Origin of the sequence: Aliamphritea hakodatensis, from assembly GCF_024347195.1 — a bacterium.
Taxonomy (GTDB): Bacteria; Pseudomonadota; Gammaproteobacteria; order Pseudomonadales; family Balneatricaceae; genus Amphritea; species Amphritea hakodatensis.
The window spans coordinates 3,488,835-3,515,363 of the sequence record NZ_AP025281.1 but is presented as its reverse complement, the minus strand read 5'-3'; the positions used below and the strand labels follow the sequence as shown (position 1 = coordinate 3,515,363).

The window sequence follows — 26,529 nt, the reverse complement described above, 5'->3', positions numbered from 1 at the left end:
TTACTCCTGGGTGGATTGTGCTTTCCCTAACATTCGATTCAGGGTTTGGTCTTTGTTAATAAAATGGTGTTTCAGGGCTGCCAGGGCGTGTAATCCTGCAAGGGATATCAGGCCGGTGGCAAGCCAGTAATGTAAAAAGCCTGCAGTATCTTCCTGTCGTTCAATTATGGCCGGTATTGCCGGTATTTCGAACCAGTTGAATACGGCGATGGCGCGTCCGTCTGCGGTGGAAATCAGATAGCCCGAGATTAGCACCAGTACAATCAGCAGATACATCAGTTTATGGACAACTTTTGTTGCCAGTTGTGCCATCGGTGGCTGAGGTAAGGGCTCGGGATGCGGGTTAATCAGGTTCCAGGCCAGCCGGCATACATAAAAACCCAGCAAAATAATGCCAATACTTTTATGCCAGTGTGGAAAGGTACGGTAATTGGGGTCGTAATAGTCGAGCGTGTCGATATACAGCCCCAGCAAATATAAGCCGATGATTGTCAGCGCCATGATCCAGTGTAATGAGATACTGGCCAGGCCATAGGTGCTGCGCGTATTTTTAAATGGCAGTGACATAATCAGATCCTGTTTCCCGTATTAATGATTGCAAGGGCTGGTTTTCAGTTGCCAGCGCTGTGCGGCGGCAGCAACCCGGGCGCCCAAAGCCTGGGCGGTGTCCCTGTCGGACTGTGGCGGCGTCAGTTCAGCACTCTGGTCACTGTTGCTTTGTGCCATGGCGCCCAGAAAACTGCCCAGCCTGTTCAGGTCAGCATCGCTGCCCTGACTGCTGTTATTACCCGGCATCAGGCCAAGGCTTATCCAGTTCATACTGTGAGACGCAGCATAGACGGATAGCTGGACCAGGGTGTTGAGTTTATCGCCGCTCTGGCTGGAAGAATTGGTAAAACCTGCTGCCAGTTTATCTTTCCAGCCCTGCTGAGCCCAGATTTTAGAGCTGGCATCCATAAATGCCTTAAACGGCGCGCTGACGCTGCCCATATATGTCGGGCTGCCAAAGATAATCGCGTCGGCCTCAGCCAGTTGTTCCCAGTTAAGTGCCTCAGGATCTGCCACTGATAGCGTAATTGCTTTGGCACCGGCATTTTCTGCACCGGCAGCCACGGCCTGAGCGAGAACCTCCGTGTGGCCATACCCGCTGTGGTAAGCAATAGCGACTTTTACCTGTTGTGACATTCTGATGCCCGTTGTTTGTGAATGGATGTCTGTAATGTAATACGGCATAATTCATTCATCTAATGCATTGGTGTGATTGTTGTTATGCGCGAAGTGAATTTAAGAAGCATCGACCTTAATCTGTTAGTGGTTTTGCTGGCCTTATTAGAGACCCGTCATGTTACCCGGGCAGCGGACCGTCTTCATATGAGTCAGCCGGCTGTCAGCCGGGCATTACAGCGGTTGCGGGGAACCTTTGACGATGAACTGCTGGTACGTACGACAGCGGGATATGACTTAAGTGCCCGGGCGGTGACGCTGTTACCTAAATTGCAGACCTTACTGGATGATACTGCTCAGTTAATTGCTGAGCCGGAGTTTATTCCTGCGCATGCACGGGACGTGGTGCGCTTTTACGGCCTGGATCTGGAAGCGTGTTGTTTTCTGCCATCGCTGATGAAGGTGTTACAGGAAGAAGCCCCGCAAATGAGGCTGGAAATGCGTTCGGATCCCCGGAATCATTTTGACCTGTTGGAAGAGGGGGATGTCCATTTTACGATCACTGCACTGTCACCGAGCCGTTCAGAAAGCCAGTACCGCCGATTGCTGATGGCCCAGACCCATACGGTTTGTCTTATGGGGGAGCATCATCCGCTGGTGAATCAGGAACTGACGCTGGAAAAGTATCTGGCGGCCAGTCACGGAATCGTGTCGGTTACCGGGCAGGGAATGGGGATCATTGATGAACGGCTTGAAACTTTGGGGAAGAGCCGGCATCTGGGGCTGAGGTTATCGAACTTCATGTCGGTGGCGGATTTCTGTGAAACCACCGACCTGCTTTTTGTTTTGCCTGAACTGATTGCGAAACGGATTGTGGATGGCCGTCGCGTGATTTACCGGGACGTGCCGGCGCCGTTGCATTCCACTAACATTAACTTTTATCTGTACTGGCATGAACGTTACCACCGGGATCCTATGTGTATCTGGGTCAGGCAACAGCTGATGCAGAGTTTACAGCACTGATGTTTCAGCCTGATTTTTTTAATCTGATCAGTGGCTTAACGGGTATTCTCCAAAAAGCTTGTGCTATAGTGGCATGACGTGGATTTCACGCTTCAGTAATTTTATAAAAGCAGGTATTTAACATGGCAAGAGCAACTGCCCGTCATATTTTGGTTAACACTGAAGAACAGTGTAATGATCTGAAAGCACAGATCGAAGCAGGCGCAGATTTTGCTGATGTAGCTAAGCAGCATTCAGGCTGTCCTTCTAAAGCATCCGGCGGCGATCTGGGATCATTTGGCCCGGGTCAGATGGTACCGGAGTTTGATAAGGTTGTATTTTCTGCCCCGGTAGGTGAAGTACAGGGCCCGGTAAAGACTCAGTTCGGTTATCACCTGGTTGAAGTAACCAGCCGCGAAGACTGATTACTGCCTGACTGCGGAAACCTGCAAGGGGTTTCCGCTGTATTCCCTTCCTGTATATATCCCCGTTTTGTTTCTTTTTTGTCGCTATCCTTTGGTTCTTGCTGTCCCGGTAAATTTTTCTGATTCAGGGCACTATTTCTGAGTTTTCTGCTTTATTCAGATTTTGAAGCGGAGTAACGTATTCCCTGTGAATAGATGATGGAAGGAGACAATGCAATGAAATCCGGGATTACTGTAAGCGTTAAGAAGAAAGGCGATAAGCAGGCGGGCGTGAGTGCTGATCAGCAGCAGGCGATTGAGCAGGCGATTCACTTTGTGCAGGGCCTGCGCAAAAAAGGCGATAACCTGAAAGTCATGATGGGTAAGCTGAATGAGCATGATCATAAGCATCCGGATGGCAGCGACTGGAGCTATGACAGCCTCGAACAGTTTATTCATGATCATCATCTGTAAGCAGGTAGCGAGTATGCGCTCAGCGTTTCTGAATATTGCATTTACGGGGCTGTTTATCGCCGGCGCTTCAGCACAGGCGGGTAGTGTGGTGATAGAAGACGTGCAGGCCACCCCCCGTAATGCCGGCCAGTATAATTTCTCGGTCACGCTTAAACATGATGATACCGGCTGGGATCATTATGCCAATGCCTGGGATGTGACGGACTTGCAGGGCAATGTGCTGGGCAAGCGGGTACTGCACCATCCACATGTTAATGAGCAGCCGTTTACCAGAAGCCAGACGATTAAGGTGCCCGCCGGGATAAAAACCGTTGAAGTCAGGGCCTATGATTCGGTGCATGGTTTAAGCGAACAAACTTATCAGGTGAATTTGCCTGATTAATCAGTACTGATTTTGTTGCCGGTAACACAGTTATCTGCGTTACCGGCGGCTGAAATTTCTTGCATTCAGGGATTGTTTTGTTAAATTGCGTAACTTGTTACGTAATTTGTTTTATTAATTCTCTGAGAATTGTATATGCAGCCAGATTTAATGCGCAGTTTCGGCAATCTTTCACTGGGCAGTCGCTTGCGACGGCTGTCTGATCGTCTGGTTCAGGATGTGGTGAGTCTGTATCAGGCTCAGGGCATTGATCTTAATCCGACTTTCTTCCCGCTGTTTAACCTGCTGGTTCAGGAAGGCCGGATGAGTGTTACTCAGGCGGCAGAACTACTGGGGGTGAGTCATCCCGCAATCAGTAAAATTGCCCGGAAAATGATTACCGAAGGCTGGCTGACTAAAACACCGGACCCGGAAGATGAGCGGCGTCAGTTGCTTGCTCTGACCCCCCAGAGTGAAGCGCTGCTGGATGAAATTAAACCGGTCTGGCGGGAGATTAAACAGTATCTGGACCGGCTGATGCTGACCCAGCAGCACCCGTTGCTGGATGCACTGAATGAGTTTGAACAGAGCCTTGATCAGCAGGGCTTCTATCAGCCAGTGCTGAACAGTATCCGGGAACGGCAGAATATCGAAGAAGTTGAGGTTGTCGGCTGGGATGAAACCCGCCGGGATGATTTCAACCGGCTAAATATGGCCTGGCTTAATAAGTATTTTAACGGTGAAATGATCGATCTGGATCATCAGGCACTGAATACTCCGGAAAGCTATTATCTGGCCAAGGGCGGCTATATCTGGTTTGCCTGCCGTCAGGATGAGTTGCGTACCCCTGTGGGCTGTATTGCGCTGGCCCGGGTCAGCGATGACCGGTTTGAAATTTCAAAAATGGCGGTGGATGAAGCCATTCACGGCCAGGGTGTGGGGCGTGAGTTGATGCTCACAGCGTTGACCAAGGCCCGTCAGTTGGGCGCGCGGGAAGTGTTTCTGGAGACTGCTAGTATTCTGGAAAGGGCGGTCAGGCTTTATCAGAATATGGGGTTTTCTGAAATTCCTCATCCTGAAGGCAAGTCTGCTTATCCCCGTTCGGATATGTATTTAACCCTGAGTCTGAGGGACTGAGTATGGCTGATATAGCATCGCCGCGGCAGGAGTTTTTGCAGGGGGCAAAAGCCACGCTGCCCTTGATCGTTGGCGCAATTCCGTTCGGCATAATTTTTGGCACGCTGGCTGAGCCCAGTGGATTGTCGCCACTGGCTGCGCTGGCGATGTCGGTGATTGTCTTTGCCGGCTCGTCACAGTTTATCGCACTGGGATTGCTGGCAGCCGGAGCGGCATTGCCAGTGATTATTGCCACGACATTCGTGGTGAATTTACGGCATTTGCTGTATTCGGCTAATTTAGTACCGAAGGTCAGGCATTTACCTCTGCGCTGGCGGATTCCGCTGGCATTCGGTTTAACCGATGAAACCTTTGCGGCGGTCAGCAACCGTTACTTACGTCAGGATGATCTGCAGCATGCTCACTGGTTCTATCTGGGATCATTTCTTGCCATGTATTCCAACTGGGTTTTGTGTACCGGAATAGGGGTTATGCTGGGAGAGGTGTTTCCGGGGATGGTCGACTGGGGGTTGGATTTTGCGATGTCGGTGACCTTTATTGGCATGGTGGTGCCGTATTTAACCAACCGGCCAATGTGGGCGGCGGTAATTGTGGCAGGAGCCATGGCGGTTGCCTGCGCAGCCTTGCCCCATAAGCTTGGCTTACTGGTTGCCGCACTTTGTGGCATCGCGGTAGGTGTGTCGCTGCACTGGTTGCAGCAGTCCAGACGGTCTTCGGTGTGTCAGGGAGGTCAGCGTTATGAATGAAGTGGGTTTGATTGCCGGGATGTTTGCGGTGACTTTCAGCGTGCGGTTTTTTCTGTTCGGGGTTGCAGGCAAGATCCGCTTTCCTGCGTGGATGGATCTGGCCTTAGGTTTTGTGCCGCCGGCGGTGCTGACGGCAATCATTGTGCCGGCGGTTATCATGCCGCAGGGCGATATGTGGTTCAGTCTGACGAATCCGTGGTTGGTATCTGCTGTGTTTGCGGTGCTGGTGGCGATGTGGCGTAAAGATCTGTTGCAGACCATTGTCTTCGGGATGCTGATGTTTTTATTGCTGCGTTTCGGTTTTGGCTGGTAGCACCGTCTGTTTGGTAGCCGCATAAAAGCGTCGGACTTCGGCGGAGCATCCTTTATACTGTTGGCTGTTACAGGTTAAACCTATAAGGAGCAGAAGATGATTCAGACAGGCGATAAAATCCCTCCGGTGAGTGTGGGGGTTGTACAGCAGGGTGAAACGCAAACCTTACCGCTGAGTGAGCTCTGTGAAGGCAAGAAAATCGTGTTGTTTGCTTTGCCAGGCGCCTTTACACCTACCTGTTCTGCCCGTCATTTACCGGGCTATGTGGATTATGCGAATGAGTTTTTTGCCAAAGGGGTGGACCTGATTGCCTGTCTCTCGGTGAACGACAGCTTTGTGATGAAGGCCTGGGCAGATGATCAGAATGCCGGTGAGATAACCATGCTGGCGGATGGCGGTGCTGAATTAACACAGGCTTTAGGCCTTGAAATGGATTCCGGTTCTTTCGGCGGTATTCGCTCCCGCCGTTATGCCATGATTATTGACGATGGCACGGTAACTGAGTTAGCGCTGGAGGCACCTAAAACCTTTGAGGTCAGCAGTGCTGAGGCGATGTTGGCTAAGCTGGGTTGATTTTACCCGGTTGCTGATGGTTTTTTGCCGCTGCTATGCAGCGGCTTTGTTGTTTGATGAAGTGCTTTTGTGAGGATATATGCAAGATGTAATTGACGCATTGCGTCATGCAAATCAGGTTGTGGCGATGCCGCTGGATTTGCCGGAGTTTGATGACATTGTGGATGTGGAAGAAGATATCTGCGTGCCGTTACATCCTGATTTTAAGCAGTTTCTGTTAACGGTTAGCGATGTTATCTGCGGTTCACTTGAGCCGGTAACCGCTGCAGATCCGGTGTCTCACACGCATTTACCTGACGTGGCGGCGTATGCCTGGTCCGTTGGGCTTTCCCGGGAGATGACACCGCTGTGTGCCTATGCAGACGGCTTTTATGTGGTGAATCTGGAAGGCGCTGTGATTCAGTGGAGCTTTGACGGTCACGAACATGAAGAGTGGACCAGTATCTGGGAGTGGGCCAGAGAGGTCTGGCTGGTCAGTTAACCGCGCCTGTAAGGGCGAACAAGCAAACCGGTTTTCTGCCGGTTATAGCTGGTTCGCTTTTCGGTAATTCCCCTGATAATCAAATATCCGTTCGGTGACACGCAAATGGTGGCCGGATTTTCGGGCAATCACAAAGTCCGGGTGGCTGAAGTGCTGCTGACAGCCAAGTACTTCTTCCAACGATTTAAACCGTCGCGGTTGCTGGCTCTGCTGTAAACGTCTGCCAAACAGCTGATTAAACACCTGCAGTTGTTTCGGTTTGCTGAAGTCGAAAGATTCTTTAAGTTCCTCTCCCTGTTCATCGTGGTAGATGATTTGCAGACGATTGCCCTGCGGGTGAAAGCTGATGCCGGCACAGCGGATGACGGTAGCGTCTTTCAGTTTCAGTGCGTCTTTGAGCTGGTCGTCCGGGTCGATAATTGCTTCACCGCAGTGGCCGCAGCGCCTTGCAGCTATATCATTTTCGCCGTTACAGAATCTGCATTCTTTAAAGCGGAACCGGTAATCACACTGGCTGGGCGGTTCTGTTGTCAGCATGCCCTGACAGCGACGGCCATAGTGTTCCATGATCGCGCCGTCGTCATCGGTTTTTCCCCAGAAAACATTGGCAAACTCGCAGGCAGGGCAAAATACCTGAACCGGCACACTGCTGCTGTCAGGACGGGGCTGGCCGACTTCCGGATAGTAAATGTTGAAGTTGTTGCCGGCATAATCCATCACCAGGCAGTCGATTTTTTCCGGTGCCAGACGCAGGCCTCTGCCGACGATCTGTTGATACAGTGAAACCGACTGGGTTGGCCGCAGGATAGCGATCATATCCACATGGGGAGCATCGAAGCCGGTGGTCAGTACCGCAACGTTGACCAGATATTTGTAACGCTTTTCCTTAAACGCACTGATCAGTGCATCCCTTTCCTGCTGTGCCGTAGAGCCAGTAATCAGCGCGGTATTTTCTTCTGGCAGATAGCTGACGACTTCATGAGCGTGTTCAACGGTGGCCGCAAAGATCATGACCCCCTGACGGGGTTCCGCCAGACTTTCGATCTGTTCGCAGATCGCCTGGGTTACCCGCGGATGGCTGACTAACAGCTGGTTGACCTCACGGCTGTTAAATTCGCCGTTATTGCCGGCCCGTAGCTGTGAAAAATCATACTGGGCTACCGGTGCATCAATCAGATTCGGGGGCGTCAGGTACTTGTGTTTAATCATGTACTGCAGTGGCAGTTCGTAGATGCAGTGGCTGAAAGGGCGGGGTTCCTCAGATCTGCAGATACCGTGGTAGTGGTAGCGGTAGATCCACCCCATGCCCAGCCGGTAGGGGGTTGCCGTCAGCCCCAGAACTTTCAGCTGCGGGTTGTTCGCGGCAAGTTGTCCGATGATTTGCTGATACTGGCTGTTATCTTCTTCACTGACCCTGTGGCATTCGTCGATAATGATCAGCGAATATTCCTGCTGAAAAGCCTCCAGATTGCGGGCAACAGACTGGACACTGGCAAATGTCACCTGGTGGCCGGTTTGTTTTTGCTTCAGGCCGGCGGAGTAAATGCCTCCGGTTAAGCCGTAGCTGTGGTATTTTGCGGCGTTCTGTTCCACCAGTTCTTTGACATGGGCCAGCACCAGAATTTTACGTCGGGCCAGCCGGGCCAGTTCGGCGATTACCAGGCTTTTACCGGCGCCGGTTGGCAGCACAATGACTGCTGGGTCATTGCTGCGGCGAAAATGCTGCAGTGTGGCCTGAACGGCTTCTTGCTGGTAGCTGCGTAAAGTAAAGGTAGTCATTGAGCGTTGCTGTACATCTGCCACGGAGTAAAAGAGGGATTATAGCGTTTTCCTGTGGGCTTGTTTGCTCATTCTCTGTTCATACTTATGCCGTTATAGTGGCCGGCTGAATCTCAGGGCGAACGGTTTCTGAAGATGAAACACAGTATTAAATTGGTTAAGCTGTGAACTGATTTCTGTTTACGGATCGGAAAAGGTCCTGATGTGGGCAGAAAGCGGTTGAATGAAAATATAACAATTTAGAAGTTGCTGGTGGCCTGTGCTGCTGCAATAACGGTCTATTCAACGGGGAATTCTGATATGGATCTTTCATTTTTTGATATGTATGTAATGCCGTGGATTATTAATATCGCACTGGCAGCCGCGATCTTTATCGTTGGTCGTATGATTGTAAAAGCACTGCGTGGTCTGTTGGAAAAAGTGCTGCGTAAGAGCCGTATGGACGACATTCTGATTAATTTTGTGACGTCGATTGCTAACATTCTGATGTTGCTGGTAGTTGTCGTTGCTTCGCTTGATCAGTTAGGCGTTGATACCACTTCGATGATCGCCTTGGTGGGTGCTGCTGGTCTGGCAATCGGTCTGGCGCTGCAGGGCTCCCTGCAGAACTTTGCTGCCGGTGTGATGCTGATTGTTTTCCGCCCGTTTAAAGAAGGTGACTTCGTTGAGGTTGCCGGTGTGTCCGGTATCGTTGAGCAGATCACGATCTTCAACACTGTAATGCGTACCGCGGATAACAAAGAGGTGATCGTCCCGAACGGTAATATCTACAGCGGTGTTATCACTAATTATTCCGCCCGTGATACCCGTCGAGTTGATATGGTATTTGGCATTGGTTATGACGATGATCTCAAGAAGGCCAAAGCGGTGCTGGAGGATATCATTAACAGTGACAGCCGGGTGCTGAAAGATCCTGCGCCGGTGATTGCCGTTTCTGAACTGGCAGACAGCAGTGTTAATTTTGTGGTGCGTCCGTGGGTGAACTCAGCGGATTACTGGAATGTGCTGTTTGAAACCACTGAGGCTGTGAAGTTGCGTTTTGACGCTGAGGGTATTTCTATTCCTTATCCGCAGATGGATGTACATCAGTACAAGCACGAGAGCAAGTAATTACAGTTGTTGCTCTGACAGAAAACGGTCGCTTTGGCGGCCGTTTTTTTTTGCCTGGAATCAGTGGCTGCTCAGGGCGGTTAAAGAAAATCTGATTTGTCTATAAAGTTTTGCACCTGTAATGGGTAGTCTCCCGCAGGGTTGGGCTTTCCGTCGGGTATACGGACAGGGTATGTTGCAGAGATGTCTGAGCGAAAGGATCCCGTTGTTGAAATCGCTTTAACTGCTTGTTTATTCGGTGTTATTGAGAGGTTTTATGGAAAGGTTGTCGGCAGAAGATTTAAGTATTCTGGTAGTTGAGCCATCAAAGATGCAGCGCAAGGTATTGCTCGAAGCGCTGACCAAAGAAGGCGTTGATAAGACGGCAGTATGTGGTAATAAGGCAGAAGCAATTCAGCAGATACGGGAGTTTAAGCCTGATCTGGTTATCTCTTCACTTTATTTTGAGGACGGTACCGGGCTGGAGCTTTTGCGGCTGATCAGGGCGGAAGAGGCGCTGGAGGATTTGCCTTTTATGCTGGTGTCCAGTGAAAGCCGCCGTGAGCAGTTGGAAGAGTTTAGACAGTCGGGGGTGATTGCAATCCTTCCGAAGCCTTTTAATGTGCAGAATCTGAATCAGGCGATCAATGCGACGCTGGATATGCTCTCTGAGCAGAATCTTGATCTTGAACTGTATGACATCGAACTGTTGCGGGTATTGGTGGTTGATGACAGCAGGATGGCGCGCAATGTGATCGTCAGGGTATTAACCAATCTTGGCATTAAGAATATTGTACAGGCTGCTGACGGTTCTGAAGCCATTGCTTACTTGCAGGATCAGGGCGTTGATCTGGTGGTGACTGATTATAATATGCCGGAGGTGAACGGTGTGGAGCTGACAGAGTTTGTGCGTAAATCTCCCACTCACGGGCATGTGCCTGTTCTGATGGTGACATCTGAATCGAATGACGCGCATTTGCAGAATGTGGCGCAGTCGGGGGTGAATGCCATGACAGATAAGCCTTTCGAGCCTCATGTGGTAAAACAGTTGCTTGCCTCAATCCTGGAAGGCTGATTACTGAGTTTATAAGTGCTTGTTTCTATTTGTATAAAGCAGCTAAGATAGAAACGTTTTAGTGTTTGAATGTGTTTGGAACATGTGTGTTTTTAACTGAGTTGTAAGCGCTCCACAGTGGGGGGCTGAACTTGTCAAAGCAGAGTTTTTCAGTATGAGGCAGGCGAGCGTGTCGCCGGCTTTTTTACCTGATGTTGGCAGAGGTTATATGGATAAATTATCACCTGCGGATCTGAACATTTTAGTGGTTGAACCCTCTCAGATGCAGCGCAAGCTGTTGCTGAACGCTCTGCATGAAGAAGGGGTTTTCAATCTGGATGTTTGCAGTAACTGTAAAGATGCATTCGAACAGGTAACCCGGATTAAACCGGATCTGGTAATTTCTTCATTATATTTTGAAGACGGTACCGGGCTGGATTTATTACGTTCAATTCGTCAGGATCCTGATCTTGAAGATCTGCCGTTTATGCTGGTTTCCAGTGAGACCCGCCGGGCGCAGCTGGAAGAGTTCAAACAGTCCGGTGTGATTGCGATTCTGCCAAAACCTTATACGCTCCAGCATTTGCACCGGGCAGTGAATGCCACTGTTGATTTGTTATCACCTCAGGCGCTTGAGCTGGATATGTATGAAGTGGATGACCTGCGAGTGCTGGTGGTGGATGACAGCCGACTTTCGCGGAATGTCATTACCCGTGTACTGAATAACATGGGAATTGAGCATATTCAGGAAGCGGACGACGGCTCCGCAGCGATTGAGATCCTTAATACTCAGACCTTTGATTTGCTGGTGACTGATTATCACATGCCAGAAATGAACGGCGCTGAGCTGACGGAGTATATCCGTCAGTCCGGTGATCATTGCCATATGCCGGTGTTAATGGTGACGTCAGAGGATAACGAAGCGCAATTGCAGAATGTGGCTCAGTCAGGTGTAAATGCGTTAAGTAATAAGCCCTTTGAGCCTGATGGTGTGCGCAAGTTACTGGCACAGATTCTTGAAGCGTAAATTCAGCCTGATGAATATCCGGCTATTCACTGATTTGCTGTAACGTCTGTAGCTGCTCGCTGAGTTTGTGTTTGTCGCGCTGGGCATGCTGAGCTGCAATACGGTATTTGAAAATCTGTTGGTGCCGTTCTTCTAATTTCAGTTCGAGTTTTTCTAGTTGTTGCTGCTGGGACAGGTTTTTCCGTTCCAGCAGACTTATCTGCCGCTGTAAATCATCTATTAGCCCAAAGTTTGTATCCCCGTGCTTAGTGGTCGGTTTATTGTCAATCCGGGTGTCCATCTCTGTGACAAGGTGGCTGTAGAGCGCTTTCAGGTCGGCGGTTTCCCGGCTAGTGTAGCGAATTCCGTTTTCCATGGCATTGTGGGCACTGGCGGCACCGATGGAGCCGGTAAGGGTGTGTTCCAGCATACGGTGGAACTCGATCAGTTCGATAATACTGATACGTTCTTTATCGGTAACCTGTAAGTCTTCGGTTATCTGGCTGATGGCATTCCGGGCTTTATCGGGGCTGAGGTAATTATTCAGCAGGGCGGAAGCTTCTTTTAGTTTGGTTTCCAGTAATATGTATTGTTCCAGCCCGGTTGGGCGGGCTGTTTTGCTGGCCTGATGGTGCATGGACTGCATAAATTCTGCGGTGAGCGTGCGCTCTGATTTATGCGGAGAGTAGAGCAGGGAGCCCAGCAGGTATGCGCCGATGTTAAAAATCATACTCCATAATACGCTGTGGGGAATGCTGGAAAGCCCTTCGGTGCCAAACAGCGCTTCCGGCCGTAACCAGCTTATCTGAAACAGGCCTTCAGTCAGTAATGCGTCCGCCATCCAGCCCTGTTTAATCAGTGTTGGTATGACCAGGGTATAGACCCAGATAACAAAGCCGGCCAGCAATCCGGCCAGCGCGCCGGCACTGTTACCTTTTTGCCAGAATATCCCGCCCAGAAGTGCCGGGCTGAACTGTAATACTGCCACAAACGAGATCAGGCCGATCGCCACCAGAATGTAGGAGTCACTGAAGGCGATGGCGAAGCTGTAACTGCTGAGCAGGATCAGGGTCACCAGTGCCCAGCGGATTTTCAGCAGTTCACCCCGTATGGCGGCATAGCGTTCGAACTTTTCCAGCACTGGCATGATCAGGTGATTTGAGCACATGGTGGCCAGTGTCATTGTGGTAATAATGATCATGCCTGTGGCGGCAGAAAAACCACCGATGAATGCCAGCATGGTCAGAAAGGTGTTGTCAGCCTGTTGTGGCAACAGCAGAACATAGTAATCAGCAGCCCCGGTATCAATGCCTTTTAGCAGGCCTGCACCGGCGATCGGAATGACAAATATATTGATCAGCAGGATGTAGAGAGGGAACACCCAGAGTGCTCTTTTGATGTAGTTTACATCCGCATTTTCAATGACTGCTACATGGAACTGCCGGGGCAGATTTTGTACGGCTGCGAAGCTCAGGATAATAAGCGTCAGCCACATCACCCCGCTGTCTGGCCGGGTATGGAGGCTGGTGACCTGATGTATGCCAGCCTGATCAAGCTGATTGAGAATGTCGTTGTAGCCATTAAACAGGTAATAACAGACAAAAATACCGATGCTCAGAAAAGCGATCAGTTTCACAATGCATTCGACCATAAGGACGCTGATCATGCCCTGATGGCGTTCGGTGGGGTCCAGCCGCCGTACGCCGAACATAATTGTAAACACAATCATGAAGAGAGTGATCAGCAGGCCTGAGCTGCCCCAGTCCATCGTTGTATTATGCAGGTCGGCGCCGTGACCGCTGAGGGTGATAATTTTAAAGGAGCTGATAACCGCTTTTAATTGCAGGGCGATGTAGGGGAGTACGCCTAACAGGGCCGTTATGGTGACCAGAGCAGCAATTTTCTGCGAGCGGTTATAGCGGGTAGATATGAAGTCGGCAATGCTGGTGACCCGGAAGGTGTTTTTTGCCAGGACCATGCGTCTGAGGGTAATCCACCAACAGGCAATGCTCAGTAATGATCCGATATAGACGCCCAGATACAGTAGCCCCGATTCGGAAGCAAATCCGACACTGCCGTAAAAGGTCCAGGAGGTGTGATAGACCGCCAGCGATAAGGCATATGTCCAGGGGCCGTTGAAATTTCTGCCGGTCTGTTCAATTTTTCGTTCCACCAGTTGTGCTATGGCGAACAGAATGACCATGTAGGATGAAATAACCAGTATAACTGTAATTGAACTGAACATAGCCGAAGGTAACCCTCCCATTCGTCCGGCTGTCCATGCCTGTGATCTCTCTGTTTTTACAAAGGTATTCTTTAAGCTATAGCGCTGGCTGGTGAATGGGTCAAATTTCAGCGAATACTGATTGGGCTATTACCGGTCATTGTCGGAAGGTTCTGATTGGTGAGCCGGACAGCATGAAGGTGCTTTTTCCGGCACCAGATCGACCCCGCCGGGGTGGCCCGGATGGCATTTAAGCAGGCGCTTTATTGTCAGAGCAGTGCCTTTAAGGGGACCGTGAATCTCGATTGCTTCCAGGGCATAAGCTGAGCAGGTAGGGTAAAAGCGGCAGCGTGGCCCCAGCACAGGGCTGATAACGTACTGATAAAATTTGATGAGAAAACGCAGCAGCATTCGCATACTTATATTTTCCGGTACCTGAAATGAAAATGCGTATTAAGTGTAACCTGTGTGCAGATTGCTGTCAGGTAAAGAAAATGCCGGCGTATTCACATACAAAATTCATCTTGGTAAAGACACAAGTATGTCGATTACAGCGTCTACCCGGCTCAAGAAGGGGAATTAGATCGTATAATTGTGCGCCGCATTATATAGAGATACAACAAAAAATAAAGAGATAAACTTTCATAGATTTAGTGGTGCAGGGCAGGTACTGATCACAAGATGTATGAATCAGGGGCGGTATTTACAGAAGAATCCCGCCACAGCAGGGCTGCGGCGGATGTGTGAGTGAATTGCAGATTACAGATGTTCTTCTGCGTATTCGGCTAAAGATGAACGGAACACGCCTTCGAAATGTACATTGCTGGCACCGTTGTAATCTTTAAAACGTTCCACAATGTAAGTAAGGCCTGAGGTCAGGGCTGTCAGGTAGTTAGAGTCGATTTGCGCCAGGTTACCCAGACACACCATTTTTGTGCCTTTACCGCAGCGGGTAAGGATGGTTTTTAGCTGTGAGGGTGTCAGGTTCTGGGCTTCATCGATCAGCACGATGGCGTCCTGAATGCTGCGCCCGCGAATAAAGTTAAGCGACTTGAACTGGATATTCGCTTTCTCTATTGCGTATTTGACGCTGCTCTGGGGCCGTTCGTCGCCTTCGTGCATGGCTTCCAGATTGTCCAGAATGGAACTCAGCCATGGAGTCATCTTTTCTTCTTCGGTACCGGGCAGGAAGCCTATATCTTCTGCTACTGGTGGGGTTGAACGGGTAACAATGATCTTGTTATAGCGCCCCTGTTCAATGACCATTTCCAGCGCACAGGCCAGTGCAATCAGGGTTTTACCGGAACCGGCCGCGCCGTTGAGCATGCAAAGATCAATGTCGCTGTCCAGCAGGGACTGCATCGCAAAGGCCTGGTAGATATTGATGGGGGATATGCCCCAGCAGTTCTGTTGCATCAGGTGTTCGTGGCCAAGGTCGCGCAAAACAATGGCTTCATGGTCTACACTGACAACCCTGGCGGCAAAGTCTTCGGAGTCATCATGGATGTACTGGTTGACGTAAGTGTCCGGTAACAGGTCCGGGCTGACCTTGTGAAAGGTGTAGGGGCCTTTCTGATAACTTTTGACCTGATCGACCTTTTCCCAGAACAGTCCGTCGATGTGCTGATGACCGGCAGATAGCAGATCAAGGTCAGAAACCAACTGATCTTTGCGGTAGTCTTCGACCTTTTGCAGACCCGCGCCCATGGCTTTAAGGCGCATATTTATATCTTTCGTGACCAGGATGATGTCCCGGTGTGAATCATTGGTTTGCAGGTGAAGCGCGCAATTGATAATGCGGTTGTCGTTGTTGGTTGTCGATGGGAGAAAGCCCTGGCGGCTGGTCAGTTCGTGATCGGGGTAGACACTGAGTTTCCCCAGAGTCGTGCTGTCGTCGGTGCCGGGCACTTTAATCTGAACGCCCCGGGTGATTTGTGTGGGGCTGGTTGCAACGCTGAGGATATTATCAATTGCCCGGATAGCGTGTCGTGCTTCCTGGGCAACGCTTTGTTTGCGGTCCTTTATGTTATCCAGTTCTTCCAGAACGGTCATGGGGATCGCGACGTCTTGCTCTTTGAATTCGTACAGGCAGTTTGGATCATGAAGTAAAACATTGGTGTCGAGGATATAAAGCTTTGTAGCAGCCATAAGGGATTCCTTCTCCAACCTTGTTGTCTATCTGAAATAGGCTTCCAGATATGTTTAGTTAAGCAGAAGTTGCAGTCAGTTAAAACCCTTTGTATTCATCCATGTATGAATTTGGGTAACTGTGGTGATTATGAGTAATAAATTCGTAACTTTGTTCGGGTTCTAATACATAGTGTATGGTTAGGGTTAGCTGGTTTTTGAGCCTCTATGTTTATAAAATTCAATGGCTTAGTAGATATGATGGCATTGATAGCATATATTGTAAGTGATACTGAGATTCGTTGACTGGCAGGGATAAGCGGTTTTGCGGGCCGGAAAAAACATCATTTGGCCGTAACTGAATAACGCAGAGAACCCTGTTTGCAGTACATAAATTCCAAGCTGTTTTGCTTTGTGTGATGTATCTGTCGATCAGCGTTGAGTGTGTCTTTGAAGGGAGCGTGAATTATGACAACTGATCAATTTGTAACAGCAAATATTACGCCTTTAGATAGTTTAAATACGTTATCGCCGATTGAAGTGGCGCGTTTACAGGATCGTAACCAGGCGGGTCTTTATCAGCTGTTCCGCCAGTGCTGTCTGGCGGTACTGAATTGTGGCAGCGAGGTGGACAGCACCAAGCAGGTGCTGGAAATGTACCAGGACTTTGATATACAGGTGGCACAGAAACATCAGGGCATTCAGCTTGAAATTGCGAATGCGCCGGCCAGTGCCTTTGTGGACGGCGAAATTATTCAGGGGATCAGAGAAAATCTGTTTTCTGTGGTTCGCGATATTTTATATGTGGGTGATGAAGTCGGGCAGGATAATCAGCTGGCCGAAAACGTTGCCATTACCAATCAGGTCTTTCAGATTCTGCGCCATGCTCAGGCAATCGAGCCGCACATTAAACCGAATCTGGTAGTGTGCTGGGGCGGTCATTCCATTGGCCGTACTGAGTATGAATATACCAAGAAGGTCGGTTACGAGCTGGGGCTGAGAGGGTTTGGTGTCTGCACCGGCTGTGGTCCGGGGGCGATGAAGGGACCAATGAAGGGCGCGACGATTGCCCACGCTAAACAGCGTATCAGTGATGCCCGGTATGTGGGTATTTCTGAGCCCGGAATCATTGCGGCGGAGTCTCCGAATCCGATTGTGAATGAGCTGATCATCATGCCGGATATTGAGAAGCGCCTGGAAGCCTTTGTCCGGTTAGGTCACGGGATTATTGTCTTCCCGGGCGGTGCCGGTACCGCGGAAGAGATTCTCTATATGTTGGGCGTACTGCTGCATGAGAAGAATCATAATATTCCGTTACCGCTTATTTTTACGGGTCCGGCAGGCAGTGAAGCTTATTTTGAAACCATAGACCGTTTTGTGCGCCAGACGCTGGGTGATAAAGCCGCTGAACGGTACCAGATCATTGTTGATGATCCGGTTGAGGTTGCCAGTCAGATGAAAGAGGGGCTGCAGCATGTTACTCAGTACCGTAAGGCCACCAGTGAGTCATTCCATTTCAACTGGCAGTTGCATATCCCTGAGACATTTCAGCAACCGTTTGAGCCGACCCATGAAAAAATGGCGGAGCTGAATCTCAGCCATGAGCAGGAAGATTATCAACTGGCCTCTAACCTGCGACGTGCATTATCGGGTATCGTTGCCGGTAATGTTAAAGCGCAGGGCATCCAGGAAATTGAAACCCATGGTCCTTTTGAGCTCAGTGGGGACCCTGAGATGATGCGCTCGCTGGATGAATTACTGGCGTCTTTTGTTGAGCAGCGCCGGATGAAGATTAATTATCAGGAATACAAACCCTGTTACCGGATTCGGGTGGGGGATGCCGCAGAGGCATAAACCGCCAGTTGACGGAAGAGACAGTATAAAGCGCAGGTTACTGCGCTTTTTTATGAGCAAAACAGTTTGAGGAGTCAGTCAATGCAGTGTCATGAAGTGGATTATGAAATTGTTGGCAGTTCTATGCCGTTGCTGGAAGTTGAGCTTGATCCGGGTGAAACCGTCATTGCTGAAGCCGGCATGATGAACTACATGGAAGACAGCATTGGCTATGAAACCCGTATGGGGGACGGTTCTGACCCTGATCAGGGACTTATGTCCAAGCTGTTTTCAGCCGGTAAGCGCATGCTGACCGGGGAGTCGCTGTTTATGACGCACTTCTCGAATCAGGGAGCCGATAAACAGAGAGTGGCGTTTGCTGCGCCCTATCCCGGTGATATTGTGCCGGTCAATATGGCTGAGATTGGTCAGCGGCTTTATTGTCAGAAAGATGCCTTCCTGTGTGCAGCGCTTGGTACCCGTCTGTCGGTTGCCTTCTCTAAAAAATTAGGGGCCGGCTTTTTCGGGGGGGAAGGATTTATTCTGCAAAAGCTGGAAGGTGATGGTATGGCCTTCATTCAGGCCGGCGGAACGGTTGTACGTAAAGAGCTGAATAATGAAACCCTGAGGGTTGATACCGGTTGTCTGGTCGGATTCAGTGAAGGGGTTTCATACGATATCGAGCTGACCAAAGGGATGAAGTCGATGCTGTTGGGGGGCGAAGGGCTGTGGTTGGCGACGCTGTCGGGAACCGGCAGTGTCTGGATTCAGAGTTTGCCGTTTTCCCGTCTGGCGGATCGGATCATTGCTGCAGCACCGGAACTGGGAGGGAGCCGTCAGGGGGAAAGTTAATGTTTGGCCTTCTGTAAAAATATCCTTGCAGGTGTGTGGTTGCCGGACTGGTGAGCGTAACCACACACTAATTATGACTTTTATGCCGAATACAGGTATATTTTCGTTTTTATTTTTCTCCGGCATCCAGACGTCAGAAGTAATGTTACGAAATAAACTGGTTATCACACTCACCACAGCTCAGGGGTCGCGTCAGTATACGCTGGGGCAGATTACGAAGTATTTGCTGGCGATGTTCCTGGTTATTTCTGTTTGCAGTTTCTTTGTTTCAAATCTCTTACTGGTGAAAACCACAGATCATTTGCTCAATCTGGAAGAAGGGTTTGATAGCCTTAGTCTGCAATATGAAGATACCCTGGGGGCGTCTGAACAGCAGAAGGGGCAGCTGGATCAGCTATCACGTTCTTTGTCTCAGCTGCAGGTGGAGAAAAAACAGCTTAAAGAAGAAAACCTGCGAATTGGCGAGCTTAATGCTGTGCTGGATGCCAGTCTTTACGGGTTGGAAGGTTTGCTGGGGTTGCCGGCTTCCGGTGAAATGACGCCTGAACGGGCGGGTGAGCTGAGTATGCTGATCAGCCAGCGTACCTTTTATCTCAACAGTATTCCTAACGGTTTGCCTATTCAGGGTATCCGTATCAGCGGTAAGTACGGTATGCGAATGCATCCGGTGCTTGATAAGCGTACCATGCATTATGGTATTGATTTTAAAGCGGATAAGGGGACGCCGATTTATGCCACGGCGGACGGGGCGGTTGAGTTTGCGGGATACAATAAGCAAAGTGGTTTCGGTAAGCTGATCATTTTGCAGCATGGCTTTGGTTTTAAAACCTATTACGCCCACTTAAATGATATCAAGATTAAATCCGGTCAGTTCGTATCCAAAGGGCAACTGATCGGTATGAGTGGTAATACCGGCCGTTCCACCGGGCCGCACTTACATTATGAAATCCGGCATTTATTCAGGCCAGTCGACCCTGCGCCCTTCGTGGCGTGGGATATGAGTAACTTTGATTCACTGTTTTCTACAGTTAAAGGTATCGAATGGGCTTCCTTAAAAAAGATGTACCCGCTAAACCAAACGCTGCAAACGGCAAAGCAATAACAATTATTGCTGAAGGGAATAAGTTCAGCGGTGATATGAGCATTGTTGGCAGGATGCATATTGACGGCATGTTCGAAGGGAATATTTCATCACTGGATAATATCTCTGTTGGCAAGAACGGCCATATCCGCGGGGTTGTGAAAGCCAATCAGATCAGCGTGTGTGGGCTGGTTGAAGGTGAGGTCTGGTGTGATGAGCTGGAAATTGACCGTGGTGGAAAAGTTTTTGCTACAGTGACCAGTAAGGTAATGGCAATTCATCCGGAAGGAAATTTTGTCGGCGAGCGTAAGATGAAAGAGTTGAGTACTGCTGAGCCGTTGCCGCATATGGAGTCTGGCATTGAAGCCATTGACTCTTTGCCGGACAAAGTGACGCTTAACAGTGATGATGAGCAGGTTTCCAAAGCCTGAACAGGCTGTGACTGAATAACAGGATTTAGCATGTGTGAACTGCTTGGCATGAGTGCAAATGTGCCGACGGATATTTGTTTCAGCTTTACCGGGCTGATGCAGCGTGGTGGAGAAACCGGCCCTCATCGGGATGGCTGGGGAATTGCGTTTTATGAAGGCAAAGGTCTGCGTGATTTCCATGACCCTGAGCCGAGTTGTGATTCAGAAATCGCTCAGCTTATTAAGAATCATCCGATCAAAAGTAAGACAGTTATCAGCCACATCCGGCAGGCGAATGTTGGCGAGATATGTCTGGAAAATACCCATCCGTTTACCCGTGAGTTGTGGGGCTATACCTGGACGTTTGCACATAACGGTCAGTTGGATGCTAAGTTATTTGACCTGCCGGTATCTTTTTATAAGCCCGTGGGTACCACGGATAGCGAATATGCATTTTGCTGGTTGCTGGGAGAGGTGCGCAGAGCATTTCCGGAGCGGCCGGATGATTTTACAGAAGTCAGTGCGCTGATCGCCCGTTGTGCTGATCAGCTTCGCGAGTTAGGCGTGTTCAACATGTTGTTAACTGAGTCAGAGTATTTATTTGCGTACTGCACGACCAAGCTTGCCTGGATAACCCGGCGGGCGCCTTTTGGAAAAGCGAGTCTGACTGATGCTGAGCTGACGGTTAATTTCCGTGAAGAAACTAACACGACTGATGTTGTGACGGTGATTGCCACAGAGCCGCTGACCGATAATGAGGAATGGACCGCACTGGCTGAAGGCGAAATGATTACCTTCATGGACGGTGAGCCTGTCAGACTTTCCTGATTAATACGTTTTTTATTTAATGATGCGCTGATGGAATTGTTTCCTTCAGCGCATCTTTGTTTTTAGCCTTTTCCGGACAGAGCCGTTAACGTGAGTCGTCAGTTTCAATCTTTATATCAACGCCTGGATGAGTGCCTGATCAGCGACCGGTTTCGGTTGCGCCAGAAATTGGGCAACCTGAGCCGCAGGGCAGAACAGGGGCAGCCGTTTGATAAACTGCTGGCAGACACTGAAGCACTGATTACTGAATCAGAGTCAGCGGTCAGGGCCCGTGCTTATGATGGCCAGAATATCTCCTTTCCTGATTTGCCAGTGTCCTCCCGGCGGGATGAGATTGCCGAGGCGATTCAGCATAATCAGGTCGTGGTTATCGCCGGTGAGACCGGTTCAGGTAAAACTACTCAGTTACCGAAAATCTGTTTGCAGTTGGGGCTGGGGACAAAAGGTCTGATTGGTCACACGCAGCCGAGACGTCTGGCTGCCCGGACAGTCGCTAACCGTATTGCTGAAGAACTGGGTTCTTCTCTGGGCAGTACAGTGGGTTATCAGGTACGTTTTACCGAGCAGGTTGCTGAAAATACTCAGGTTAAGCTGATGACCGATGGTATTTTACTGGCGGAAACCCAGCGGGACCGTTATCTGGAAAAATATCAGGTACTGATCATTGATGAGGCCCATGAGCGCAGTCTGAATATCGATTTTTTACTGGGCTATTTGCGGCAGATTTTGCCTAAACGGCCGGATCTTAAGGTCATAATTACATCGGCAACGATCGACCTGCAGCGTTTTTCGAAACACTTTAATAATGCGCCTGTTATAGAAGTGTCTGGCCGGACTTATCCGGTAGAGGTACTTTACCGGCCGCTTGAAGATATGCCAGATTCCGGAGAACGGTCTGTACCGGAAGCGATTGTTCAGGCAGCACAGGAATTACAGGTGCTTGAACGCCAGCAGCAGAAGGGCATTCAGGGAGATATTCTGGTGTTCCTGAGCGGTGAGCGGGAAATCCGCGAAGCGGCTGAGCATTTAAGGAAGGCGGTAACGGCACAGCGTCTGAAGCATATTGAGGTGATGCCTTTGTATGCCCGTCTGAGTGTGGCAGAGCAGAATAAGATTTTTCATGGTGGCCGGGGTGCCGGCCGCCGGATAGTGCTGGCGACCAATGTTGCAGAAACGTCTTTGACGGTTCCCGGTATCCGTTATGTTATTGATCCCGGGCTGGCCAGGATCAGCCGTTACAGCTATCGCTCGAAGGTGCAACGTTTACCGGTTGAAGCCGTTTCTCAGGCCAGTGCAAATCAGCGGATGGGACGCTGTGGCCGGGTCGCAGAAGGTGTCTGCATCCGGTTATATTCTGAAGAGGATTTTAACAGCCGTCCTGAATTTACGGATGCCGAAATCCGCCGTACAAACCTGGCAGCGGTTATCCTGCAGATGCTGACGCTGCGTCTGGGGAATATCGAGGACTTTCCGTTTATTGATCCGCCTGACTCCCGGTATATTAACGATGGCTTTAAATTGCTACAGGAGCTGGGGGCTGTTGATGACAAGCGTAAGATTACTTCGCTGGGCTGGCAGGTAAGTAAGTTACCGATAGACCCGCGCATCGCCCGGATGGTCGTCGCCGCTGTTAAAGAGGGCTGTTTGCGGGAAATGCTGATTATTGCCAGCGCACTGACGATTCAGGATCCCCGTGAGCGTCCGTTTGATAAGCAACAGGCTGCGGATGAAAAGCACCGGCAGTATGCGGATAAGGATTCTGATTTTGTTACCCTGGTCAATCTGTGGGCGCTGTTCGAAGAGCAGCGTCAGGAACTGAGTCAGAACCAGCTGCGGAAGTACTGTCAGAAACATTTCCTGTCGTATAACCGCATGCGTGAGTGGCGTGACGTGCATCGTCAACTGCATCTGATCTGTAAATCTCTGGAGTATAAAGAGTTACCGGCGGACGCGGGTTACGATCGCCTGCACCGGGCATTGTTGTCAGGCTTGTTAGGGAATATCGGCTTTAAACAGGAAAATAAGGAATATCTGGGAGCGCGTAACCGGCGCTTTTATGTGTTCCCGGGGTCCGGGCTGTATAAGTCAGCACCCAAATGGATTATGGCCGCTGAAGTAGTTGAAACCAGCAAGCTGTATGCCCGTATGGTCGCGAAAATCGATCCGTTGTGGGCTGAGCCTCTTGCCGGTCATCTGGTGAAGCGAAATTACTTTGAGCCTCACTGGGAGAAAAAACGTGCTCAGGTTATCGCTCAGGAGCAGGTGAGCTTATATGGCCTGATCATTGTCCCGAAAAGAAATATTGATTTCGGCAAGGTCGATCCGTTGGTTAGCCACGACATATTTATCCGTTCGGCACTTGTGGAAGGGCAGTTTCATACCAAGGGTAAGTTCTTTGCTCATAATCGCCGTTTGCTTACCAGTGTAGAAGGTCTGGAAGCTAAATCACGGCGCAAAGACCTGCTGGTGGATGAAGATACGCTCTGTGATTTCTATACCGCCAGAATGGCGAAGCACAAAGGTGACCATGTTGTTAATGGCGCCGGTTTTGAAAAGTGGCGAAAAACCGTTGAAAACGCGGATGACAAAATTCTGTTTCTGACGGAAGCGGATATTTTGCAGCGAAGTACGGAGCATGTAACTGCCCGTCAGTATCCTGAAGTACTGAAGGTTTCCGGGGCACCGCTGAAGCTGAGTTATCATTTTGAGCCTGGCGCGGCAGACGACGGCGTGTCAGTCAGTGTGCCACTGGTGTTGCTGAATCAGATTCCTTTGCAGCGTCTGGAGTGGCTTGTGCCGGGCATGCTTAAAGAAAAGTGTGTGGCCCTGCTGAAAGGTTTGCCTAAGCAAATACGAAAAAATTATGTGCCGATACCGGATTATGTGGATGCATTTATTCAGTCGGCCAGTTTCGGTGAAGGTAAGCTGGAAGAGGCGCTGGCACATCAGATGTTGCGTATGACCGGTGTGCGTCTTGATCCACAGTTGCTGGAAGCTGGGGAGCTTGAGGCGCATCACCGAGTCAATATTAAGTTGCTGGGTGATAAAGGGAAGCTAATTGCCCAAAGCCGTGACTGGCAGGCGCTGAGCGAACAGTATGGCGAACAGGCTGAAGCCGCGCTGACAAGCGAGGCGGATGAAACCTGGGGGCGCAAGGGGATTACCCGCTGGGACTTCGGTGATTTACCTGAGTCTGTCACGCTTAAGCAGGCAGGCGGTATAGAGGTCGAACTGTACCCTGCACTTGTCGACCGTAAAGAAAGTGTTGAACTGGTTGTTGTGGAAGATAAGCAGGAAGCGGTAATACTGACCCGAAGAGGTGTGATCAGGCTTGCCTGGTTAAACTTGCCGGCCAGTCTGCGTCAGGTGAAAAGTAAGCTTGTAAAGTTTGAAGAGTCAGCGTTGCTGTTTGCTAAAGTGCAGCGAAAGGAAGCGTTGAGGGAAGACATTTTACTGTTAGCTACCGAGGCCTGTTGCTTCGCTGCAGAAGATATTCCGCGATCAGAGGCAGCGTTTCTGAAGACGCTGGCTAAAGCGGAAACGGATTTTATATCGACTGCGAAGCAAGCTGCGGAAGCTGTGAATCAGATGCACCATTGTTTTCACCGTATCAATAAGCAGTTAAGCGGTAAGATGGATCTGCGGGTTATCAATGTTCTGAACGATATAAAACTGCAGTTGAGTGAATTGATGCATGCCGGCTACCTGAGCTCGGCTGGCTGGCAGCAGTTACAGGAGTATCCCCGTTATCTGAAGGCAATTGAATTACGCCTTGAGAAATATCAGCGCGAGTTGCCCCGGCAACGGATGCTCAGTGATCAGCTGGTTACATATATGCAGGGCGTGCAGAAACGGCAGAAGGACTATCAGCAACAACGGCGCAGTACTGCAGAGCTAACAACCTTTCGCTGGCTGCTCGAAGAATACAGAGTGTCGCTGTTTGCGCAGCAGTTAGGCACCCGGCAGCCGGTGTCTGAAAAGCGTATTAAGCAGGCCTGGCAGACGCTGTCTGAAGGGTAGGTGTGGCTGTTTTTTATACAGTGGTTTTTAATGAGCTAAATCCATGACAAATAAAGGGCGAAATAGTTGCAGAAGATTGTTGTGTATGCTGTAATGCGTCCAATTTATTAGACTAGACATTCATTTTAGGTTCATTTTTAGATTATTAGCGGTTTTGTATTAATAACGCTAATGAAAACTCAGTCAGTAAAAGTGTTTGTAAGCAGATAACTTTTAAAACTGAAAATAAGTATGATCTGATGATGAAAGTCATCAATATATGAAAGAAATTTCTTTCATATGTTTGAAATAATTTTGTTTTATAGTATTTTTTAGTGAGCGATGCGTTCGGAATATCTGTGATGTGGACATTCCAAGCACATTAAAGCTAAAAAAATTAAAGTTAACCGCTTTGGTTAACAAGAAAAGTTTAACTACTAGTACGTTAAATATTAAAGGGGAAATTGTTGATGAAAAAGTCAATCATCGCTCTGGCTGTTGCTGGCGCTCTGACTGCTCCACTGGCTCAAGCTGACGCTACTCTGTACGGTGTTGCTCAGTTCCGTCTGATCGATCAGGACGAGAAAAGCCTGAACGCTCAAATGGCTAAAACTCGTCTGGGTGTTAAAGGCACTGTAGACAACGATATCGAAGGCCTGACTACTGGTTTCCAGTTTGAGTGGGAATTCTCTGGCGCTAACGGCGACGACGCTGGTATCAGCGAAGTTCGTAAGTCTCTGGTTTACATGAAAGGTGACTTCGGTCAGGTAACTTTCGGTCGTCAGAACAACCCAGCTGCAGCATTCAAGAAAGCTGACATCATGGGTCGTCACTCTGCTCAGTTCGCGCTGGTAGGTGACCGTATCTCTAACGCTATCACTTATGCTTCTCCAGACCTGAGCGGTCTGCAGCTGCACGCTGGTTTCACAGCTGACGGTGCAAACGAAGATGCTGCTGCTGCAACAGCGACTACTATCCCAGCAACTGGTGCTCCTACTCTGGGTACTGATGCTACTACTGGTAGCGAAGATGCAGACGCTTACATCCTGGGTGCAACTTACGGCATCGCTGGTTTCGACCTGGCGCTGACTCACGTTGCTTCTAACAACAAAGCTGACAACACTGATACTGATACTACTAGCTTCGGTGTTGGTTACACTATGGGTGATCTGTACCTGGCGGCTTCTTACTCAGAGATGGATTCTGACGTAGCTGATTCTGATGCAGATGTTACTCAGCTGGCTGCTTCTTACGGTATCGGTAAGACTACTGTATATGCTCAGTACGAAGTTCTGGATCAGGACGGTGCTGATGAGAAGCTGAAGAAGACTGGTCTGGGCGTAAGCTACGCTCTGGGTTCTTCTGCTTCTGTAGCTCTGGAAACTTTCCAGTTCAACGACGAAGCTGAAGAAACTGTAGCTACTTCTACTGGTGCTACTTCAGTAGTTGCTGACGCTACTGTACTGCAGTACACTCTGAGCTTCTAATTCAAGCTTAACGAGTTTACTCAGAAAAAAGGCTCCTTCGGGGGCCTTTTTTGCGTTTGTAGAAAAATTGTTTTAAGAGTGCTTCTGTGTCGGCTGTTGCACCGC

Annotated in this window: 25 protein-coding genes; 19 read left to right on the top strand and 6 right to left on the bottom strand. The window is 49.6% G+C overall.

The genetic code is table 11. The features are described 5' to 3' along the window. Both PCI15_RS16145 and PCI15_RS16140 read right to left on the bottom strand, forming a co-directional pair. Entirely contained in the window at positions 1-567 is a 567-nt protein-coding gene (locus tag PCI15_RS16145; RefSeq protein WP_271270963.1) for a cytochrome b, read from the bottom strand. Between the two features lie 21 nt (positions 568-588). Next, positions 589-1,185 carry a flavodoxin family protein gene (locus PCI15_RS16140; protein ID WP_271270962.1) on the bottom strand — a complete coding sequence of 199 codons (597 nt, stop codon included), beginning with the start codon at positions 1,183-1,185 and terminating at the stop codon, positions 589-591. Positions 1,186-1,269: 84 nt separating this feature from the next. On the opposite strand from PCI15_RS16140, the gene PCI15_RS16135 reads away from it, so the two are divergent. From PCI15_RS16135 to PCI15_RS16095, 9 genes are all read left to right on the top strand, one after another. Next, entirely contained in the window at positions 1,270-2,187 is a 918-nt protein-coding gene (locus PCI15_RS16135; RefSeq protein WP_271270961.1) for a LysR family transcriptional regulator, read from the top strand. Between the two features lie 122 nt (positions 2,188-2,309). Then, positions 2,310-2,591: a peptidylprolyl isomerase gene (locus tag PCI15_RS16130; protein ID WP_271270960.1), complete on the top strand. Its 282-nt coding sequence runs from the start codon at positions 2,310-2,312 to the stop codon at positions 2,589-2,591. 216 nt (positions 2,592-2,807) lie between these two features. Further along, a complete protein-coding gene (locus PCI15_RS16125) occupies positions 2,808-3,044 on the top strand; it encodes a hypothetical protein (RefSeq protein ID WP_271270959.1) in 237 nt (78 codons plus the stop codon). 13 nt (positions 3,045-3,057) lie between these two features. Next, on the top strand, positions 3,058-3,426 hold the full coding sequence (locus PCI15_RS16120) for a hypothetical protein (protein WP_271270958.1): 369 nt from the start codon (positions 3,058-3,060) through the stop codon (positions 3,424-3,426). Between the two features lie 135 nt (positions 3,427-3,561). After that, on the top strand, positions 3,562-4,542 hold the full coding sequence (locus PCI15_RS16115) for a bifunctional helix-turn-helix transcriptional regulator/GNAT family N-acetyltransferase (RefSeq protein ID WP_271270957.1): 981 nt from the start codon (positions 3,562-3,564) through the stop codon (positions 4,540-4,542). A gap of 2 nt (positions 4,543-4,544) precedes the next feature. Beyond that, positions 4,545-5,288 (top strand): AzlC family ABC transporter permease, encoded by a 744-nt coding sequence (locus PCI15_RS16110; RefSeq protein ID WP_271270956.1) that lies wholly within the window; start codon positions 4,545-4,547, stop codon positions 5,286-5,288. Continuing rightward, positions 5,281-5,601 (top strand): branched-chain amino acid transport AzlD family protein, encoded by a 321-nt coding sequence (locus PCI15_RS16105; protein ID WP_205658272.1) that lies wholly within the window; start codon positions 5,281-5,283, stop codon positions 5,599-5,601. Before PCI15_RS16110 ends, PCI15_RS16105 begins: the two co-directional genes overlap by 8 nt. A 96-nt stretch (positions 5,602-5,697) precedes the next feature. Beyond that, positions 5,698-6,174 (top strand): peroxiredoxin, encoded by a 477-nt coding sequence (locus PCI15_RS16100; RefSeq protein ID WP_271270955.1) that lies wholly within the window; start codon positions 5,698-5,700, stop codon positions 6,172-6,174. Between the two features lie 79 nt (positions 6,175-6,253). Continuing rightward, the gene (locus PCI15_RS16095) at positions 6,254-6,655 is read left to right on the top strand and encodes an SMI1/KNR4 family protein (RefSeq protein ID WP_271270954.1); all 402 of its coding nucleotides are present in this window, start codon (positions 6,254-6,256) and stop codon (positions 6,653-6,655) included. A 42-nt stretch (positions 6,656-6,697) separates the two neighbouring features. Here the strand turns inward: PCI15_RS16095 and radD are convergent, their stop codons facing one another. Beyond that, positions 6,698-8,434, bottom strand: coding sequence for a DNA repair helicase RadD (gene radD / locus PCI15_RS16090; RefSeq protein WP_271270953.1), 1,737 nt, complete (start codon positions 8,432-8,434; stop codon positions 6,698-6,700). Positions 8,435-8,734: 300 nt separating this feature from the next. On the opposite strand from radD, the gene PCI15_RS16085 reads away from it, so the two are divergent. The 3 genes from PCI15_RS16085 (at position 8,735) to PCI15_RS16075 (ending at position 11,604) form a co-directional block, all read left to right on the top strand. Next, positions 8,735-9,544, top strand: a complete 810-nt coding sequence (locus PCI15_RS16085; protein WP_271270952.1) for a mechanosensitive ion channel family protein — start codon at positions 8,735-8,737, stop codon at positions 9,542-9,544. A gap of 256 nt (positions 9,545-9,800) precedes the next feature. Beyond that, a complete protein-coding gene (locus tag PCI15_RS16080; protein WP_271270951.1) occupies positions 9,801-10,598 on the top strand; it encodes a response regulator in 798 nt (265 codons plus the stop codon). Positions 10,599-10,806: 208 nt separating this feature from the next. Beyond that, positions 10,807-11,604 carry a response regulator gene (locus PCI15_RS16075; protein WP_271270950.1) on the top strand — a complete coding sequence of 266 codons (798 nt, stop codon included), beginning with the start codon at positions 10,807-10,809 and terminating at the stop codon, positions 11,602-11,604. A 22-nt stretch (positions 11,605-11,626) separates the two neighbouring features. On the opposite strand, the gene PCI15_RS16070 is transcribed toward PCI15_RS16075, so the two are convergent. From PCI15_RS16070 to PCI15_RS16060, 3 genes are all read right to left on the bottom strand, one after another. Then, positions 11,627-13,828, bottom strand: coding sequence for a sodium:solute symporter family protein (locus tag PCI15_RS16070; protein WP_271270949.1), 2,202 nt, complete (start codon positions 13,826-13,828; stop codon positions 11,627-11,629). 129 nt (positions 13,829-13,957) lie between these two features. Further along, positions 13,958-14,218, bottom strand: coding sequence for a membrane protein insertion efficiency factor YidD (gene yidD, locus PCI15_RS16065; RefSeq protein ID WP_271274635.1), 261 nt, complete (start codon positions 14,216-14,218; stop codon positions 13,958-13,960). 348 nt (positions 14,219-14,566) lie between these two features. Next, positions 14,567-15,955, bottom strand: coding sequence for a PhoH family protein (locus PCI15_RS16060; protein ID WP_271270948.1), 1,389 nt, complete (start codon positions 15,953-15,955; stop codon positions 14,567-14,569). 447 nt (positions 15,956-16,402) lie between these two features. Here PCI15_RS16060 and ppnN point away from each other — a divergent pair, with 447 nt between their 5' ends. The 7 genes from ppnN (at position 16,403) to PCI15_RS16025 (ending at position 26,424) form a co-directional block, all read left to right on the top strand. After that, on the top strand, positions 16,403-17,788 hold the full coding sequence (ppnN, locus tag PCI15_RS16055) for a nucleotide 5'-monophosphate nucleosidase PpnN (RefSeq protein ID WP_271270947.1): 1,386 nt from the start codon (positions 16,403-16,405) through the stop codon (positions 17,786-17,788). A gap of 81 nt (positions 17,789-17,869) precedes the next feature. Further along, on the top strand, positions 17,870-18,619 hold the full coding sequence (locus PCI15_RS16050; RefSeq protein ID WP_271270946.1) for a TIGR00266 family protein: 750 nt from the start codon (positions 17,870-17,872) through the stop codon (positions 18,617-18,619). Between the two features lie 142 nt (positions 18,620-18,761). Next, positions 18,762-19,721 carry a M23 family metallopeptidase gene (locus tag PCI15_RS16045; RefSeq protein WP_271270945.1) on the top strand — a complete coding sequence of 320 codons (960 nt, stop codon included), beginning with the start codon at positions 18,762-18,764 and terminating at the stop codon, positions 19,719-19,721. Next, positions 19,661-20,131, top strand: a complete 471-nt coding sequence (locus PCI15_RS16040) for a bactofilin family protein (protein WP_271270944.1) — start codon at positions 19,661-19,663, stop codon at positions 20,129-20,131. The genes PCI15_RS16045 and PCI15_RS16040 overlap by 61 nt, the downstream gene beginning before the upstream one ends. A gap of 30 nt (positions 20,132-20,161) precedes the next feature. Continuing rightward, positions 20,162-20,938 carry a class II glutamine amidotransferase gene (locus PCI15_RS16035; protein WP_271270943.1) on the top strand — a complete coding sequence of 259 codons (777 nt, stop codon included), beginning with the start codon at positions 20,162-20,164 and terminating at the stop codon, positions 20,936-20,938. A gap of 90 nt (positions 20,939-21,028) precedes the next feature. Continuing rightward, positions 21,029-24,958, top strand: a complete 3,930-nt coding sequence (hrpA, locus tag PCI15_RS16030) for an ATP-dependent RNA helicase HrpA (protein ID WP_271270942.1) — start codon at positions 21,029-21,031, stop codon at positions 24,956-24,958. Between the two features lie 449 nt (positions 24,959-25,407). Then, positions 25,408-26,424 (top strand): porin, encoded by a 1,017-nt coding sequence (locus PCI15_RS16025; protein WP_271270941.1) that lies wholly within the window; start codon positions 25,408-25,410, stop codon positions 26,422-26,424. Positions 26,425-26,529 lie beyond the last annotated feature (105 nt).